This window comes from Paenibacillus sp., from assembly GCF_048976745.1.
In the GTDB taxonomy this organism is placed as follows: domain Bacteria; phylum Bacillota; class Bacilli; order Paenibacillales; family Paenibacillaceae; genus Paenibacillus.
On sequence record NZ_JBHGUU010000014.1, the window covers coordinates 110184 to 128091 of the forward strand.

Consider the following 17908-nt stretch of genomic DNA (forward strand, 5'->3'; position numbering starts at 1 on the left):
TATAAAACAGAGGAGGGGGAACGGAGATGGAAACGCTAACAAAAAAATCCGCTTCCGCGAACAGAAGCAGTGACCCCAAACCGCCTTTAAAGAATCGGCGGAACGGAATTTGGGACAGAATGAAACAGCAGAAATATCTCTATCTCATGTCATTGCCATTCGTAGCTTGGGTTTTCGTATTTAACTATCTGCCACTATGGGGATGGACGATGGCTTTCCAAAATTATAAACCTGCCAGATCGTTTGGTGATCAGGAGTGGGTTGGTTTTAAACACTTTGTAGAGCTGTTCAGTGATGAACGTTTCTATCTGGTACTTCGGAATACGCTTGCAATGAGCTTGATGGGACTAGTTGTCGGTTTTATCGTGCCGATATTCTTCGCTATTCTCCTGAATGAAATGAGAGGCATGTTCTTCAAACGTGCCGTGCAGACGGTATCCTATCTGCCTCACTTTGTATCCTGGGTTGTTGTAGCGGGGATCATTACCAAGATGCTCTCCACCGATGGAGGGATTATCAATGACATTTTGGTAGGCCTGAACATTATCGATCAGCCGATCCAATTCATGGCTAAGGGGAACTTGTTCTGGTACATTGTAACCGCTTCAGATATGTGGAAAGAAACCGGTTGGAATGCCATCATCTATCTTGCAGCAATTACCGGTATTGACCAAGAGTTGTACGAAGCTTCCCGTGTAGATGGAGCCAACCGCTGGAGACAAATGTGGCACATTACGCTGCCTGGCATACGGACCACGATTTCCGTACTTTTCATCATGTCGATTGGACATCTTATCAGTATCGGTTTCGAGAAGCAGTTCTTGCTTGGCAACAGTCTGGTCACAGACTACTCGGAAGTGCTTGATCTATACGCGCTCAATTATGGTTTGAATATGGGACGATTCTCATATGGTACAGCCATAGGTATATTCAACTCCGTTGTCAGTATCATCCTTCTGTTTACTGCGAACGGCTTGTTCAAAAAATTCACCAAAGAAAGCATCATGTAGGGAGGGGACGACATTATGGCGAACAAAGCATTCAATGCTAGTCGAGGCGATAAACTGTTCGATATATTCAACATCCTCGCGATGACCATGGTGCTGATCGTAACACTATATCCATTCCTTAACGTACTAGCCATCTCACTTAATAACTCAACGGATACAGTACGTGGCGGGATTTACTTGTGGCCTCGCGAATTCACATTACAGAACTACAAAACGATCTTCCAATATGATGGATTGTTACAAGGTTTGCAGATCTCCATTCTGCGTACACTTGTAGGTACTGTGCTCGGATTGATCAGTTCCTCTATGATCGCCTTTACACTGAGCAGACCTGACTTTGGGCTTAGAAAATTTGTATCTACAACGCTTGCACTCACGATGTATTTCTCCGGTGGTCTGATTCCGGTATACATCCTGATGCGTGACCTGAACCTGATCGGTACATTCTGGGTATATGTATTGCCAGGCATGATCAGTGCATTTAACGTTTTCATTATCCGTTCATTCATTGATGGTCTGCCGTATGCATTGCAGGAATCCGCCAAGCTGGACGGTGCAAACGACTTTACGATCTATTACAGAATCATCCTGCCACTGTGTAAACCGGTACTTGCAACCATTGCGTTGTTCCTGGCTGTAGGTCAATGGAATGCATGGTTTGATACGTACCTGTACAATGGTTCAAAGGCACATCTGACCACACTCCAATATGAGCTGATGAAAGTACTGCAAAGTACACAGCAAGGCTCAGGGGCTGGACGGAATGCCAATGATATGGCACAACAAATGACACAGATTTCACCAGAATCGATCAAAATGGCGATTACGATCGTTGTTACGGTTCCAATCCTGATTGTATATCCGTTCCTTCAGAAATATTTTGTTGGCGGTATGACATTGGGCGCAGTAAAAGCATAAGCAAGCTTGTACAGGCTGCCACATAGAGCGGCCGTACATCTACAAATGAAGCATCAGGATACCCGAAGCGCAGCCTTGTGGTCTGCGCTTCACCGTATAGGGCTGCGGCGTGGTATTCATGAAGCTATAGACAGGGACAAAAAAGTCCCGGATAAGACAGACATATGAAACAGGGAGGATTACCATGATGGCAAGTTCCAAAATGAAGATTGCACTGGCTCCAGTGCTTGCGATGTCTTTGCTCGCAGGTTGTGGTGGAGGAAGCGGCGGTGATACGTCCTTTAAGGATACAAGCGCAGAGACAACTCCACTTACATTCGATTTCTTCAGTGTCGATCCCAGTCCGAACTGGAATGGCATGAAAGATGAAATTGGCAAAGTCCTTACAGAAAAAACAGGGGTAACCCTTAATGGTGAATTTGCCGTTAGTGGTGGTCAAGATAAGATATCCTTAATGGCGGCGAGCGGAGACTATCCGGATATCGTGTCACCCAAAGGAGAACTTAGCAAACTGGTGGATGCCGGGGCAATGCTCGATCTGACAGATCTGATCGACCAATATGCTCCCAATCTGAAGAAGCTGTATGGTAATTACATGGACCGGTTGAAATACAGTAATGAAGATCAGGCTATTTATGTGCTGCCAACGTATTATGCGGTAGACCAGAAGTACTTTGATGCAGGTGGTGGATTTGGTATTCAGCACCGTGTACTGAAAGAACTCGGATATCCGGAAGTAAGTACACTTCAGGACTACGAGAATGTATTGAAGGCTTACAAAGAGAAACATCCAACGATTGATGGTCAGCCAACCATCCCGTTAACATTGGACGCGGATGATTGGAGAATCATGATTACCGTAACAAACCCGGCCTTCCAGGCAACGGGTGCACCGGATGACGGTGAATATTACATCGATCCAGAAACGTATGAAGCAACGCTGCATTACAAACGTCCAGAGGAAAAAGAGTACTTCCGCTGGTTGAACCATATGTACAATGAGGGACTGCTTGATCAGGACAGCTTCATCCAGAAAACAGACCAATACAAATCCAAAATTGCAAGTGGGCGTGTTCTTGGTGTCATTGACCAGGATTGGGGTTATTCCGATGCAGAAAATGCATTGAAATCCGCGGGTAAGACTGAAGCAACGTATTCACACTTCCCGGTAACCCTGTCCAAGGAAATCAAGGATCATTCCTTTCAAGACCCTGGTTTTGTGTCCGGTTGGGGTGTAGGGATTACAACCACGAATCCGGATCCGGTTCGTACGATCAAATTCTTCGATTACCTGGCTTCTGAAGAGGGGCAAATACTGATGAACTGGGGAATTGAAGGTAAACAGTACGAAGTGAAGGACGGCAAACGTGTTATTCCTGCCGACATTCAGGACCAAAAAACAAATAATGCAGCCGTATTCCAGAAAGAAACGGGTATTGGACTGTACACCAATTTGTCCGGTCATTATGGAGACGGTGTGAAAGATTCAACGGATAACTACTATACTACGAATTTCCCTGAACAGATCGTGGCGGCATATTCCGAAGCAGAGAAAGAAACACTCAAAGCTTACGGCGCTACAACGTGGAAAGATCTGTTCCCTAGTGAAGACGAGTTCCCAATCAAACCATGGGGAGCAGCGTACAATCTGCCAACACCTGGTGACTCTAACTATAACGTCATCTTCAAGAAAACACAGGATATCATCCGGAAACGTGTACCTGAAGCGATTCTGAGTACGCCTGAACAGTTCGATGCGATCTATGACGGCATGATTGCAGAAGTGAACCAAGCAGGCGCAGAGGATATGGAGAAACAATATACAGAACTCGTTCAAAACCGTGTTCAATTATGGAGCGGGGAAGAGGCTAAGTAAACGGTTAGCAAGTCATATTTCAAACGGAAAAGAACCCAGATATTTTGGGTTCTTTTTTATCACCTAAAACGTTTTCTGAAAAACGTTTTCAATTTTACAAATTCACTATTGACAAGGACTATAGGAGCGATTATTATTCAAATATGAAAGCACTTACATTTACTTGTACAGCTTGTGATTTTCACCTGAAGCTCAAAGTAAACAGGTACAGGAATGAAGCAGAAATAAGGCAAGAGAAGAACCATTTTATATTCAGGAAAACGCTTCAAATGTTATAAAAACAAGAAAATTACATTCGTTTCATCTGGTCACGGTATGCGCAGGTCAGCCTGTTATACAAATATACAGCTTCATTATATCCATAAGGGGGATTACACATGAAGGGCAAAACACCAAAAACATTCGCAATGCTTCTGTTAGCCAGTGCTCTTGCAATTACAGCAGGATGCAGTGGCAATGGAGGAGGATCTAACGCTTCAGAAAAGCCGGTTGATTCCGGAGACACAACGAGTCCAGTAACCTTTACATTCTTTGGTGCAGACGCGAGTCCAAACTGGAATAACATGAAGGATGCTGTCGGTCAAGAGATTACGAAGGCAACGGGAGTTACAATTGAAGCTGAGTATGATGTGAATAATGGTGGTGACCAAAAGATTCCTTTGATGGCTGCCAGTGGTGATTACCCTGATATTATCTATCCTAAAGGCAACTTGTCTAAGCTTGTGGATGCAGGCGCGATGCTGGACCTGACCGATCTGATTGAGGAGCATGCTCCCAATTTGAAAAAAATCTATGGTGATCAGATGAACCGTCTGAAATACAGTCTTGAAGATCAAGCCATTTACACGATCCCGACGAATATGGGTGTAGATAACGTTGCGTTTGATGCTACGGGCGGATTTGAAATTCAACAAAGAGTATTGAAAGAGCTCGGCTACCCTGAAGTAAAAACGCTTGAGGACTATGAGAACGTACTGAGAACGTATTATGAAAAACATCCAACGATTGATGGTCAACCGACGATTCCATTAACATTGAATGCAGATGACTGGAAAATTATGATCACGGTAACGAACCCTGCATTCCAAGCTACGGGTGGACCGGATGATGGTGAGTATTATATCAATCCTGAGACTTACGAAGCCGTTCTGCACTACAAACGTCCTGAAGAAAAGGAATATTTCCGTTGGTTGAACAAAATGTACAATGAGGGTCTGCTGGACAAAGATACATTTGTTCAAAAGGATGACCAATATAAATCCAAAATTGCCAGTGGCCGTGTACTCGGTCTAATCGACCAGGAGTGGAACTATGGTGAGGCGGAGAATGCTTTGAAATCGTCCAACGGTGGCGATAAAACATATGCCCACTTCTCCGTGTCCTTGAACAAGGATATTGTGGATCATACGTTCCAACCGACGGGATTTGACGGTTATGGTATCGGAATCACGACTTCGGCCAAAGATCCGGTACGTATTATCAAATTCATGGATTGGCTTGCTTCCGATGAAGGTCAGGTCCTGAGAAACTGGGGCGTTGAAGGCCAACATTATCAAGTCGAGAATGGGAAACGCGTCATTCCGGCTGACGTACAAGATCGCAAAACCAATGATAACTCTGCGTTTACGAAAGAATCAGGTGTAGGCATGTATAACATATTTAGCGCCAGATACGGTGATGGTGTGAAAGATGCCACGGATAACTACTACACAACGAACTTCCCTGAACAGATTCAAGCTGGTTACACTGCCGCTGAGAAGGAAACGTTGAAAGCGTATGGTATCACAACATGGAAAGATTTCTATCCTTCCGAAGAAGATCTGAAGCTGAAAGATTGGGGCGCAGCATACAACATGCCTGTACCTTCTGACACGGATTACAACGTAACGTTCCAGAAAACACAGGATATCGTCCGTAAACGTATTCCAGAGGCTATTCTTGCCAAACCAGAGAACTTCGACAGCGTATATGATGGTCTTCTGGCTGAACTCGATAAAGCGGGTGCAGTAGAGATGGAGAAACAATACACGGTTTGGATTAAGGAACGTGTAGCTCTCTGGACTGGAAAAGATGTGAAATAAGTTTGAAAACCAAGCATAAAAGCTATTGATTTTCATAGCGAAAAAAGCCCTTGAGAAAGGGCTTTTTTTATTGTTGACGTAGGGTGGTGGATAGCCTATAATCTATCATGTAAGCACTTTCAGTAAGCGTTTTAAGTTTATTTTCGAAAACGTTTTATGTCTGTTAGAAGAAAGATTTTTTCCTGTTTCCGAATCGAGGCGTCAGCTTCATACAAACGTCGGAATGAATGAGATCAAAAGCATATTTAGAAAAAAGTGGTATCCTCAGGCATAAAGCCTGTTATACAGATAAAACCTTCATAAATAATAGGGGGAACTAGACAATGAGAGGCAAAATGAAAGGTAATACACCCAAGACGTTTGCAATGTTGATGCTTGCAAGTGCGATGTTGGTCACAGCTGGTTGTGGGAATTCGGGTACGAAAGAGACTACGGAATCCAGTGGAACCGAACCAATTACAGTCTCGTTTTTTGGGGCAGATGCTAGTCCGAGCTGGAACAAGATGCAAGATGCAGTCGGGAAAGAAATTACCAAGCAAACAGGCGTTACAATTGAAGCAGAGTATGATGTAAACAATGGCGGTGATCAGAAGGTTGCACTTATGGCTGCCAGTGGTGATTACCCTGATATGATTTTCCCTAAAGGTAACTTGTCTAAGCTTGTGGATGCAGGGGCGATGCTGGATCTGACGGATCTGATTGAAGAACATGCTCCGAACCTGAAAAAAATCTATGGCGACCAGATGAACCGTCTGAAATACAGCACGGAAGATCAGGCGATATATACAATCCCAACGAACATGGGTGTAGATAATGTTGTGTTTGATGCAGGTGGTGGATTCGAAATTCAACAAAGAGTACTGAAAGAGCTTGGATACCCTGAAGTGAAAACACTTGAGGATTATGAGAACGTCCTGAAAGCCTATTATGAAAAACATCCAACCATTGATGGTCAGCCCACTATTCCCTTGACCTTGAATGCAGATGACTGGAAGATCATGATCACGGTAACGAACCCTGCATTCCAAGCAACGGGTGCACCGGACGATGGTGAATATTACATTAACCCCGAGACGTATGAGGCGATGCTTCACTACAAACGTCCAGAGGAGAAAGAATATTTCCGTTGGTTGAACAAAATGTATAATGAAGGACTCCTGGACAAAGATGCATTTGTTCAAAAAGATGACCAATATAAGTCCAAAATTGCCAGTGGTCGTGTACTCGGTCTGATTGACCAAGAGTGGAATTATCAAGAAGCGGAGAATGCACTCAAATCTGCGGGCAAGGACGATGCCACATATGCTCACTTCTCCGTGTCGCTGAATAAGGACATTGTGGATCATACGTTCCAACCAACCGGATTTGATGGGTATGGTATCGGGATCACAACTTCGGCTGAAGATCCGGTTCGTATCATTAAATTCATGGATTGGCTTGCTTCTGATGAAGGACAAGTATTGAGAAACTGGGGAATTGAAGGTCAACACTATAACGTAGAAAATGGCCAACGTGTGATCCCTGCCGAGATTCAGGATCGTAAAACCAATGACAACTCGAATTTCACTAAAGAAACAGGCATCGGATTGTATAACGTATTCAGTGCGAGATACGGTGATGGTGTGAAAGATTCCACAGAAAACTACTACACAACAAACTTCCCTGAGCAGATTCAGGCAGGTTACACTGCAGCTGAGAAAGAGACGTTAAAAGCGTATGGCATTACAACATGGAAAGATTTCTATCCTTCCGAAGAAGATCTGAAGCTGAAAGATTGGGGCGCAGCATACAACATGCCAGTACCTTCAGGTACAGATTATGAAGTAACGTTCCGTAAAACACAGGATATCGTTCGTAAACGGATTCCGGAAGCTGTCCTGACTACACCAGCGAACTTTGATGCTACCTATGACGCCTTCCTGGCTGAATTGGACAAAGCAGGCGCAGTGGAGATGGAGAAACAGTACACCGTCTGGGTGAAAGATCGTGTCTCCTTATGGACAGGAAAAGATGTAAAGTAACATGGATTAAAGAGAATCCATGTTACAAAAAGAGGCCCCCTATATAGGGGGCTTTTTTTGTAGGATGATATGATGATTTGCATTGACGCAAATTTTGAAATCACATATAATTTTATTATTGTAAGCACTTACCGAAAACGTTTTACGTCATTAATGATTTTATAGCTGATTCAGGAACAGGAGCTAATCATGTCCCAACACAATAACCAAACTAAAATCAATCGTTTATGGTATCGACAACCGGCACAACGCTGGGAAGAAGCGCTGCCAATTGGAAACGGCCGTCTTGGAGGCATGGTGTATGGCGGCGCAGCGGATGAACGAATTCAGCTCAATGAAGATACGTTATGGTCAGGGTTTCCACGGGATACGATTCAATACAGCAGTCAGCGGTATTTGAAGCAGACGCGTGAGTTGATCATGTCTGAACAGTATGGTGAAGCTGAGGATTTGTTGAACCGTGAAATGCTCGGCCGCGATGTGGAGGCTTACCAGCCAATGGGTCATTTTCTATTGCATCATGAGGGTCTAGAGGATCTTTCGTATGATGCTTTTGAACGTGAACTTGATCTGGAATTGGGTATTGCAGGTACGACCTACTCGTGGAAAGGAACTCGTTATGTACGTGAAGTGTATTCCAGTACTTCGGATGATCTGATGGTCTGCACACTGAGTGCTGATCGGAAGGGTGCTGTGAGTGTAAGTGTTACGCTAGACAGTCCCCATCCTTATCGTATTGAGACTTCAGGAGATGCACTAACCATGTTCAGTCGGTGCCCAAGTCATGTGGAGTCCAATTACTTCAGGGATCACCCGGAATCCGTCCTCTATGAAGAGGATCGGGGAACCGCTTACGCTGTGCGTTTAGCAGTTAAGGCAACAGGGAAGCAGGCAAAGGTCTCCAATCTGGAAGGCAAGTTACATATTACGGGTGCTGATCAGGTTGTTTTCTATCTGGCAGCGGCTACGTCCTTTGAACGTTACGATGTGTTGCCTGTGAAGGGTCATCTTGTATTGGAAGAGGAATGCAAGGAGATGATCTCCAGAGCGATCACCCATGACGCGGAAGTGCTTCGTGACCGACATGTTCAAGATCATCGTGCGTTGTTTAACAGAGTCTCTATCGATTTAGGGGTATCGGCTAACGCCGAATTACCTACGGATGAGCGGCTGCAAGCTTATCAGGCAGGGGAACAAGACCCGGGACTGGAGGCACTTTATTTTCAATATGGAAGATATCTGTTAATGGGCAGTTCGCGTCCCGGCAGCCAGCCTGCCAATCTGCAGGGAATCTGGAACCATCAGGTAGAACCGCCATGGCATAGTGACTACACAATCAACATCAACACGGAGATGAATTACTGGCCGGCAGAAGTCTGCAATCTCAGTGAATGTCATGAGCCGCTGTTTGATATGCTGACCGATCTCAGTGATACAGGACGCAGAACGGCGCGGATTCTGTATGGTGCCCGTGGATGGACTGCCCATCACAACGTGGATATCTGGAGAACCTCTACGCCGACAGGTGGAGATGCTAGCTGGGCTTTCTGGCCGATGGGCGGGGTATGGCTTACCTCGCATCTATGGGAGCATTATCAATTTACCGGTAATCAGCGTTTTCTTGAGGAACGTGCCTACCCCATCATGAAAGAGGCTGCGCTGTTCTGTCTCGATTGGCTGGTGGAAGGGCCTGATGGTTATCTGGTTACGATTCCATCCACTTCACCAGAGAACAAGTTTCTCACTGATGCTGGAGAGGCGCGGAGTATATCCATGGCTTCAACAATGGATATGAGCTTGATTCGTGAGCTGTTCAGCCGCTGCATTGAAGCCGCGAAGCGATTGAATATGGATGAGTCATTGGCAAGTGAGTGGAGTGAGGCCCTGGACAAACTCTATCCATTCCGAATTGGAAGCGAAGGACAATTGCTGGAGTGGTTTAAGGATTTTGCCGAATTCGAGCCAGGGCATCGTCACGTCTCCCATCTGTATGGACTGTATCCGGGGGAGCAGATCAATCGTGTGCACACACCGGAACTGGTGGAAGCAGCACGAATATCGCTTGAACGTCGTATCTCACAAGGTGGCGGGCATACAGGATGGAGCTGTGCATGGTTGATCAATCTGTATGCACGACTGCTGGATAGCAGCCAGGCACATCAGTTTGTACGCACATTGCTCGCCCGATCCACACATCCGAATCTGTTTGATGACCATCCACCATTCCAGATCGATGGTAACTTTGGTGGTACGGCCGGAATCGCCGAGATGTTATTACAGAGCCACTTGAACGAGTTACATTTACTGCCGGCATTGCCTGAACTCTGGACCCAAGGCCATGTGGAAGGACTTCGTGCACGGGGTGGTTATACGGTAGCTATAACGTGGACGGACAACAAGCTTGCGTCAGCGGTTATTCAAGCAGATCAAAGTGAATCGCTGACCCTTCGCAGTGCCTATCCGCTGCGTGTGGAAGGAAATGAACAAGCGAAGGCAGAGCTTACGCCTAAGGGCGATTATGTAATTATTTTAACGATGACCGCAGGACAGACGATCCGCGTGTCATCATGAGACGGAGGAGCCAACCATGACCATTTTTCAATTTCCACAAGATTTTCGATGGGGTACAGCAACAGCTTCCTATCAAATAGAAGGAGCGGCACAGGAAGGTGGACGCGGGGTATCCATCTGGGATACGTTTGCTCGCACACCTGGCAAGGTATTTAACGGAGACAATGGGGATGTCGCGTGTGACAGTTACCACCGTTATGAGGAAGACATCGAACTGATGAAAAAACTCGGGATTAATACGTACCGGTTCTCCATCGCGTGGCCGCGCATTATTCCTGACGGAGATGGGGAGATCAATCGGGAAGGATTGGACTTCTACCATCGCTTCGTGGATGCATTGATAGAGGCTGGTATCGAACCGTTCCTCACCCTGTATCACTGGGATCTTCCGCAAACGCTGGAGGATGACGGGGGCTGGGGCAACCGTAGAACTGTAGACGCTTTTGTGAAATATGCCGAAGTGATTTTCAAAGAATTCTCGGGCAAAATCAACTTCTGGCTGACATTTAATGAACCATGGTGCATCGCGTTCCTGTCGAACCTTCTTGGGATTCATGCGCCAGGAAACAAAGACCTGCAGACGTCAATTAATGTGGCACATGGATTGCTGGTTGCTCATGGTAAAGCCGTTCAATCCTTCCGTCGCTTGGGAACAACCGGTCAGATTGGTATTGCTCCGAACGTATGCTGGGCTGAGCCGTACAGCAAATCTCCTGAAGACCAGGCAGCGTGTGACCGATCAATTGCGCTTAATACCGACTGGTTCCTTGATCCGATCTACAAAGGATCGTATCCGCAATTTATGGTGGACTGGTTCGCAGAAGCGGGGGCTACCGTACCAATTCAGGAAGGCGATATGGAGATTATCTCGCAACCAATCGATCTGCTCGGCATTAATTATTACACGATGGGAATCAATCGCTTCAATCCGGAAGCAGGCGTTCTGCAATCGGAGGAAGTCGATATGGGCCTGACCAAGACGGATATCGGCTGGCCAGTGGAATCACGTGGTTTGTATGAATTCATGCATTACTTGCAAAAGTATGGCAATGTAGATGTGTATATCACAGAGAATGGCGCTTGCATTAATGATGATTTGGAGAATGGAAAAATCAACGATGATCGCCGAATTTCATATTATGAGCAGCATTTGGCTCAAATTCATCGCATCATTAATGATGGCATTAACCTGAAAGGGTATATGGCATGGTCATTGATGGATAACTTCGAGTGGGCAGAAGGCTACCGGATGCGTTTTGGTCTTGTGCATGTGGACTATCGCTCACTCGTGAGAACGCCGAAAGAGAGCTATTACTGGTATCAGAATGTCATCAAGAATAATTGGTTGGAGACACGGAACTAAGGGTATCCCATTTTGTATGAAAAGCCTAAAAAGACGGTAACATTGGAATATTCCAATGTGCCGTTTTTTTGTGTTTTTTACAAATCCAAATGAGTAGTTCATAAAGGTTTCATAAGGTCAAGTGCAGTTCCTGTTATGAAGAGACGTTTTTTGGGTTATAAGAAGTATGAAAGAAATGAAAAACGTTTTGTCAACGGTAGAAATCAAAATAAAGTGTCCAAATTGAGAATAAAATTTGAACATTTGTTGACTAAAATTCATACTGATGTGGTATATTGGTATAAGGAAAGCACTTACAAAAAGGGAAAAGGAAGTGTTTACTATGGCATCGAAGACAGCAATGGTCAGCCAATTGGAGCGCAAAGACAAAAATATGCGGCGCGCCGTCTTGACGATGACAGTTCTGGCATGGATCGCACTCATTACGGGAGTGGTCATGTGTCTGATTAATCTGAATGACTTTAATGATCGTAATCTTGGTTTGATGGTTGGTATTGGATTCCTTGTAGGTAGTGTGTTTATTTACGTTATTGCCAAAGCGATTGGCCTTGTTCATACACGCCGGGAAGACGAAGGCGCCGATTGATTATAATCCTGCGTTAATTCGTTCATAATAAGACTGGATAAGTTCCCGGAATCCAGTCAATAAAGCCCTTTGCGGATTCGTTGACACTGTTCAACGGGACTGCAAAGGGTTTTATTTTGTGACTTGAAGTGTAAAGATTACAATGTGCAAATATCAACCATGCAAGCGATTTGTGAGAAAAAATTCACACATTTAAGGTGTAAAATCGACAAATTTGTTAACAAGAACAAAAAAGTTGTTCATTTCTGATATCTTTAGTAGGAAGAGAGTAGTATACTGATTTTTCAGTATGAGCGAATTTAAGGAGAGGGGATCAAAATGAACAAGAAACCTAGGTCGCTAATCCGGATTATCATTCCGGTTGTCCTGACGTTGGTTACAATTGCATTGATTGTCTGGCCAATGCTGGCAGGCGGGCAGTACGTTGTTCTGGATCCGAAGGGGCCAATTGGCGCTTCGCAGAGAGATTTGATTGTCATCTCGACAATTTTGTGTGCTGTCATCATTGTGCCAGTACTCATTTTGTCTGCCGTAATCGTATGGCGTTACCGTGAGAAACCGGACAACAAAGCAGCATATGAACCTAACTGGGCTCATAGCACCAAAGCGGAGGTTGTATGGTGGACGATTCCAATTATTATTATTGGAATACTTGCAGTTGTAACGATTCGTTACACGTATGTTCTGGAGCCTTCGAAGCCGTTGGCTCACGAGAAAGCACCAATTACCATCCAAGTGTCTTCACTGGACTGGAAATGGCTGTTTATGTATCCTGAGCAAGGGATTGCAACGGTCAACACGCTGAATATTCCGGCAGACCGGCCCGTGAAATTTGAACTCACTGCGGATTCACCGATGAACTCATTCTGGATTCCGCAACTTGGAGGACAGATTTATACGATGTCGGGTATGGCGATGACCTTGTATCTTCAGGCAGATCATGAAGGCAAGTACTGGGGTTCAGGCGCTAACTTCACAGGTGAGCATTTTGGAGAAATGCGTTTTGATGTGAATGCTACATCAGACGACGATTTTGACAAATGGGTAACTGAAGTGAAACAGAATTCTCAGCCGTTGACTACAGAAGGTTACGCTGCACTGGCTAAACCGGGAACAAGCAATGTTGCTTATTATTCTGCCTTCCCAGAAGGATTGTTCCAAAATATTGTGACCAAGTATGTTGTAGATGGTCAAAGTGCTCACAGTAAGCATGGAAGTTCAAGTGAAGCTTCTGGAGCCATTCAAAGTCAAACCGATGTGTCCAATCAAGATGAGGACAAGAGTGCTAACTAAAGATTCGAAAGGAGGCCCCCAATGTTAGAGAGACTTAAAGAGTTTGCATCGGAGTTTTTCGTAACTGGCGACCCGCTGATCTATGGAGCAGATGTGGCCATCGGTATTACGATGATTACTATCGTAACGGTGCTGACTTATTTCAAAAAATGGGGCTGGCTCTGGCGTAACTGGTTAACTACCGTCGATCATAAAAAGATCGGTATTATGTATATCATTGCTTCCATTATCATGTTGTTCCGTGGTGGTGTGGATGCATTGATGATGCGTCTGCAGCTGGCTATGCCTAACATGGATTTCTTACATCCTGAACATTATAATCAGGTCTTTACAACTCACGGCACGATCATGATCTTGTTCATGGCGATGCCATTTATGTTTGGTCTATTTAACGTTATCGTGCCATTACAGATCGGAGCAAGGGACGTTGCCTTCCCGTTTCTGAATGCATTGAGCTTCTGGTTATTCTTCCTGGGAGCAATGCTGTTTAACCTGTCCTTCGTTATCGGTGGTTCACCGGATGCGGGATGGTTGAGTTATCCACCTCTATCGGAGCTGTCACACAGTCCGGGGGTCGGACAGAACTTCTATATATGGGGTATACAGATATCGGGTATCGGTTCCCTGGCTACCGGTATCAACTTCCTGGTTACCATCATTAAAATGCGTGCGCCAGGCATGAGATGGATGAAAATGCCGATGTTCACATGGTCGGTATTCTCCACATGTATCATGATCTTGTTTGCATTCCCGATCTTGACCGTGACACTTGCATTGTTATTCCTCGACAGGTTTGCCGGGGCGCATTTCTTCACACTTGATCTGGGCGGTAACCCAATGATGTATATCAACTTGATCTGGATGTGGGGTCACCCTGAGGTATACATTGTCGTTGTTCCTGCTTTTGGTATATTCTCCGAGGTGGTAAGTACTTTCTCGAGGAAAAAACTATTTGGTTACAAGTCAATGGTATTTGCAATGTTAATCATCAGCTTCCTGTCCTTCTTCACATGGGCGCATCACTTCTTCACGATGGGTTCCGGAGCGGACGTGAATGCATTCTTCGCCGTAACTACGATGTTGATTGCTATTCCAACAGGGGTTAAGATATTTAACTGGCTGTTTACCATGTATCGAGGAAGGATTCGCATGGCGACTCCGATGATGTGGACACTTGCCTTTATCCCGTGCTTTATTGTCGGGGGTATGACAGGCGTTCTGTTATCCGTTGCTCCTGCTGACTTCCAGTTCCACAACAGTTACTTCCTGATTGCCCACTTCCACCAAGTATTGATCGGTGGCGTTGTCTTCGGATACTTCGCTGGTTTGTATTACTGGTGGCCTAAAATGTTCGGTTTCCAACTCGAAGAGAAACTGGGCAAATGGGCATTCTGGACTTGGAATATTGGTTTCTATGTCTGCTTCATGCCGCAGTACGCTGTCGGTCTGATGGGTATGACACGTCGTCTGAGCACATACGGCTGGGATACCGGCTGGTGGGAACTGAACTTCGTATCCACAATCGGGGCATTCCTGATGGGTGTCGGATTCCTGTTCCAAGTTGCACAAATTGCAGACGGTATTCGCAAATACAAAACACTTAAAGCTTCCGGCGATCCATGGGATGGTCGTACGCTCGAGTGGTCGATTCCTTCACCAGCTCCTGAATATAACTTCGCTGTTACACCACGCGGAGATGATTTGGATGAGTGGTGGGAAGAGAAAGAACGTCGCGCCAAAGGCATTCATCCGCCAGAGCCTGTATATGAGCCAATTCATATGCCTAAGAATTCTTCGATTCCGTTCATTATGTCTGTCTTCTGGTTTGTTGCCGGTTTTGGCTTCGTATTCGGATGGCTGTGGATGGCGATTCTCGGACTTGCTGGCGTAGGCATCTGTATGATCGCCCGTTCATTCTCTTACGATACGGATTATTACATTCCGGTCGACGAAATTAAGCGTACCGAAGCGTCGTTAAGGGGGTCGGTATAGATGGCTCAAGCAGCCGCTAAGCACGGTGAGAATCATGCGCATGGTCATGACCATGGCCACCATGATCCACAGGAAATGAAAATTCTCGGATTCTGGTTCTTCCTGATTTCCGACGTTATCTTGTTCTCCGTATTGTTCGCAACCTTCATTGTGTTGCGTGACAATTCGGCGGGCGGACCGATTTTGTCCGAACTGATCAAAATGCCTGGCGTTATCGCTGAGACATTTATCTTGCTCACCAGTTCATTTACAAGCGGACTTGCCGTTCTGGCAATGAATCAGGGTAAAGTGAAACAATTGATTAACTGGCTGATTGTTACAGCCGTTCTGGGTGCAAGCTTTATCGCCCTGGAGGTTTACGAGTTTGTTGAGATGGTTCACGAAGGCTTTAGTTACACGACGAGTGCAGCATCTGGTGCATTCTTCACCCTCGTGGGTACTCACGGACTTCACGTATCGCTTGGTCTGATCTGGATGATTGGACTCATGTTCCAACTGAAAAAACGTGGAATTACTGACGTTACTCGCGGTAAAATCAACGTGATCAGCTTGTACTGGCACTTCTTGGACGTCGTATGGATCTTCCTCCTGTCGATCGTCTATCTCATGGGGGTGATGTAGATGGCAGAGCACAACTCACATGATTCCCACGGCCATGAACAACATGGCTCACTGAAGTCTTATGTCATCGGCTTCATTCTGTCTGTCGTACTGACAATCATTCCACTTGTGGTGGTTTTGAACGACATGATGGGCAAAACAGGAACACTCGTTGTGATTCTTGGTACAGCAGCACTTCAGTTTGTGGTTCAACTCTTCTTCTTCATGCATATCCGTGAAACAGAGAAACCACGCTGGAATGTAATGGCCCTTATATTCGGATTACTGATTATGATGACCATCGTAATTGGTTCAATCTGGATCATGCTTAACAACGCTGTTGCACATTAATATGTGAATCAAAGAAGATCTCCCGGTCTGTGTTACAGACTGCGGAGATCTTTTTTTTGTTCTTATTTAAGAAATAAACACCGTTAGTAATTAATGATATGAATTATTTTCGAAAATAAAGGTACACAAAAGATACATAATGAACTAAAATGAACTTATATGAACATTATCAAGCTCATTACCAACTAATTTAAATGACGAAAGGAATGGATTAATAATGGAAAATCGTTATGCTGCACATCCCAATGAAGTGAAAACGTATGATACATCTCGCCTGCGTGAGGAATTTTTGATGGAGCAACTGTTTGCAACCGATGAATTGGTAACGGTGTATTCTCATGTGGATCGTTATATTGTGGGAACGGCTGTACCTGAGAGCAAGGACATTACCCTTGAAGTGAACCTGAAAGATATCGGAACGAACTTTTTCCTGGAGCGTCGTGAAATCGGTATCATTAATGTCGGTGGTCACGGAACAGTGACAGCGGACGGACAAGGTTATGAGATTGGAGCGAAGGAGTGTCTCTACATCGGTAGAGGTGTGAAGGAAGTTGTGTTCACGAGCAGTGACAAGGCTCAACCTGCCCAATTCTATTTTGTATCCACACCAGCTCACCACACCTATCCAACGGTAAAAGCAACGCAAGAACAAGCTCAGCCGAATCATCTGGGCAGCATCGAAACTTCCAATGAACGTACAATCTATCGTTACATTCACCAAGGAGAAGGTGGAATTCAGAGTTGTCAGTTGGTAATGGGTATTACCGAACTCGACAAGGGGAACATGTGGAACACGATGCCTGCACATACCCATAACCGCCGTTCCGAAGTATACTTGTACTGGAACTTGCCTGAAGATGGTGTTGTATTTCATATGATGGGTGAGCCAAACGAAACACGCCATCTGGTTGTACGTGATCGCCAGGCGATCATTTCCCCAAGCTGGTCCATTCACAGTGGTGTGGGTACAAGCAATTACACCTTCTGTTGGGCGATGGCTGGTGAGAACCAGACGTTCGAAGATATGGACGGCGTAGCCATGAAAGACCTGAAATAATAAATTACAGATGTCTGAGTTAAATTGACAGGGTAGACACTAGAACGGAGGGTACAGAAAGGACCAGAAGAAGCGAAGCTAAAAACTTTTTGGAAAAAAAGCTGCTTCGGAAGCATAAGCTTGCCTTTATCCCCAAATTTTTTCCTTTAAAAAAGGGATTAAAGAAAATTTGGGGATAAGAGTGATCGG

At 45.2% G+C, this 17908-nt stretch carries 13 protein-coding genes; all 13 read left to right on the forward strand.

Annotation, left to right across the window (positions count from 1 at the left end):
• Window positions 1–26 precede the first annotated feature (26 nt).
• The 13 genes from ACE3K2_RS21440 to kduI all read left to right on the forward strand — a co-directional run bounded on the left by ACE3K2_RS21440 (window position 27) and on the right by kduI (window position 17719).
• Entirely contained in the window at window positions 27–1010 is a 984-nt protein-coding gene (locus ACE3K2_RS21440; RefSeq protein ID WP_339257451.1) for a sugar ABC transporter permease, read from the forward strand.
• Window positions 1011–1025: 15 nt separating this feature from the next.
• On the forward strand, window positions 1026–1928 hold the full coding sequence (locus ACE3K2_RS21445; protein ID WP_421894805.1) for a carbohydrate ABC transporter permease: 903 nt from the start codon (window positions 1026–1028) through the stop codon (window positions 1926–1928).
• A gap of 187 nt (window positions 1929–2115) precedes the next feature.
• The gene (locus ACE3K2_RS21450) at window positions 2116–3804 is read left to right on the forward strand and encodes an ABC transporter substrate-binding protein (RefSeq protein WP_421895007.1); all 1689 of its coding nucleotides are present in this window, start codon (window positions 2116–2118) and stop codon (window positions 3802–3804) included.
• 377 nt (window positions 3805–4181) lie between these two features.
• On the forward strand, window positions 4182–5885 hold the full coding sequence (locus ACE3K2_RS21455; RefSeq protein WP_421894808.1) for an ABC transporter substrate-binding protein: 1704 nt from the start codon (window positions 4182–4184) through the stop codon (window positions 5883–5885).
• A gap of 323 nt (window positions 5886–6208) precedes the next feature.
• The gene (locus tag ACE3K2_RS21460) at window positions 6209–7906 is read left to right on the forward strand and encodes an ABC transporter substrate-binding protein (protein ID WP_421894811.1); all 1698 of its coding nucleotides are present in this window, start codon (window positions 6209–6211) and stop codon (window positions 7904–7906) included.
• Between the two features lie 189 nt (window positions 7907–8095).
• Window positions 8096–10477, forward strand: a complete 2382-nt coding sequence (locus tag ACE3K2_RS21465) for a glycoside hydrolase family 95 protein (RefSeq protein ID WP_421894814.1) — start codon at window positions 8096–8098, stop codon at window positions 10475–10477.
• Window positions 10478–10493: 16 nt separating this feature from the next.
• Complete coding sequence (locus tag ACE3K2_RS21470; RefSeq protein WP_421894817.1) at window positions 10494–11840, forward strand: GH1 family beta-glucosidase; 1347 nt, start codon at window positions 10494–10496, stop codon at window positions 11838–11840.
• A 322-nt stretch (window positions 11841–12162) separates the two neighbouring features.
• Window positions 12163–12426, forward strand: coding sequence for a hypothetical protein (locus tag ACE3K2_RS21475; RefSeq protein WP_124118139.1), 264 nt, complete (start codon window positions 12163–12165; stop codon window positions 12424–12426).
• 318 nt (window positions 12427–12744) lie between these two features.
• Window positions 12745–13719, forward strand: a complete 975-nt coding sequence (cyoA, locus tag ACE3K2_RS21480) for a ubiquinol oxidase subunit II (protein WP_421894822.1) — start codon at window positions 12745–12747, stop codon at window positions 13717–13719.
• A gap of 21 nt (window positions 13720–13740) precedes the next feature.
• Window positions 13741–15711, forward strand: coding sequence for a cbb3-type cytochrome c oxidase subunit I (locus tag ACE3K2_RS21485; RefSeq protein ID WP_421894825.1), 1971 nt, complete (start codon window positions 13741–13743; stop codon window positions 15709–15711).
• The gene (gene cyoC / locus ACE3K2_RS21490) at window positions 15712–16332 is read left to right on the forward strand and encodes a cytochrome o ubiquinol oxidase subunit III (protein WP_091038523.1); all 621 of its coding nucleotides are present in this window, start codon (window positions 15712–15714) and stop codon (window positions 16330–16332) included. It begins immediately after the preceding gene.
• Entirely contained in the window at window positions 16333–16662 is a 330-nt protein-coding gene (gene cyoD / locus ACE3K2_RS21495) for a cytochrome o ubiquinol oxidase subunit IV (RefSeq protein ID WP_215077953.1), read from the forward strand.
• 217 nt (window positions 16663–16879) lie between these two features.
• Window positions 16880–17719 carry a 5-dehydro-4-deoxy-D-glucuronate isomerase gene (gene kduI, locus ACE3K2_RS21500; protein ID WP_036606918.1) on the forward strand — a complete coding sequence of 280 codons (840 nt, stop codon included), beginning with the start codon at window positions 16880–16882 and terminating at the stop codon, window positions 17717–17719.
• Window positions 17720–17908 lie beyond the last annotated feature (189 nt).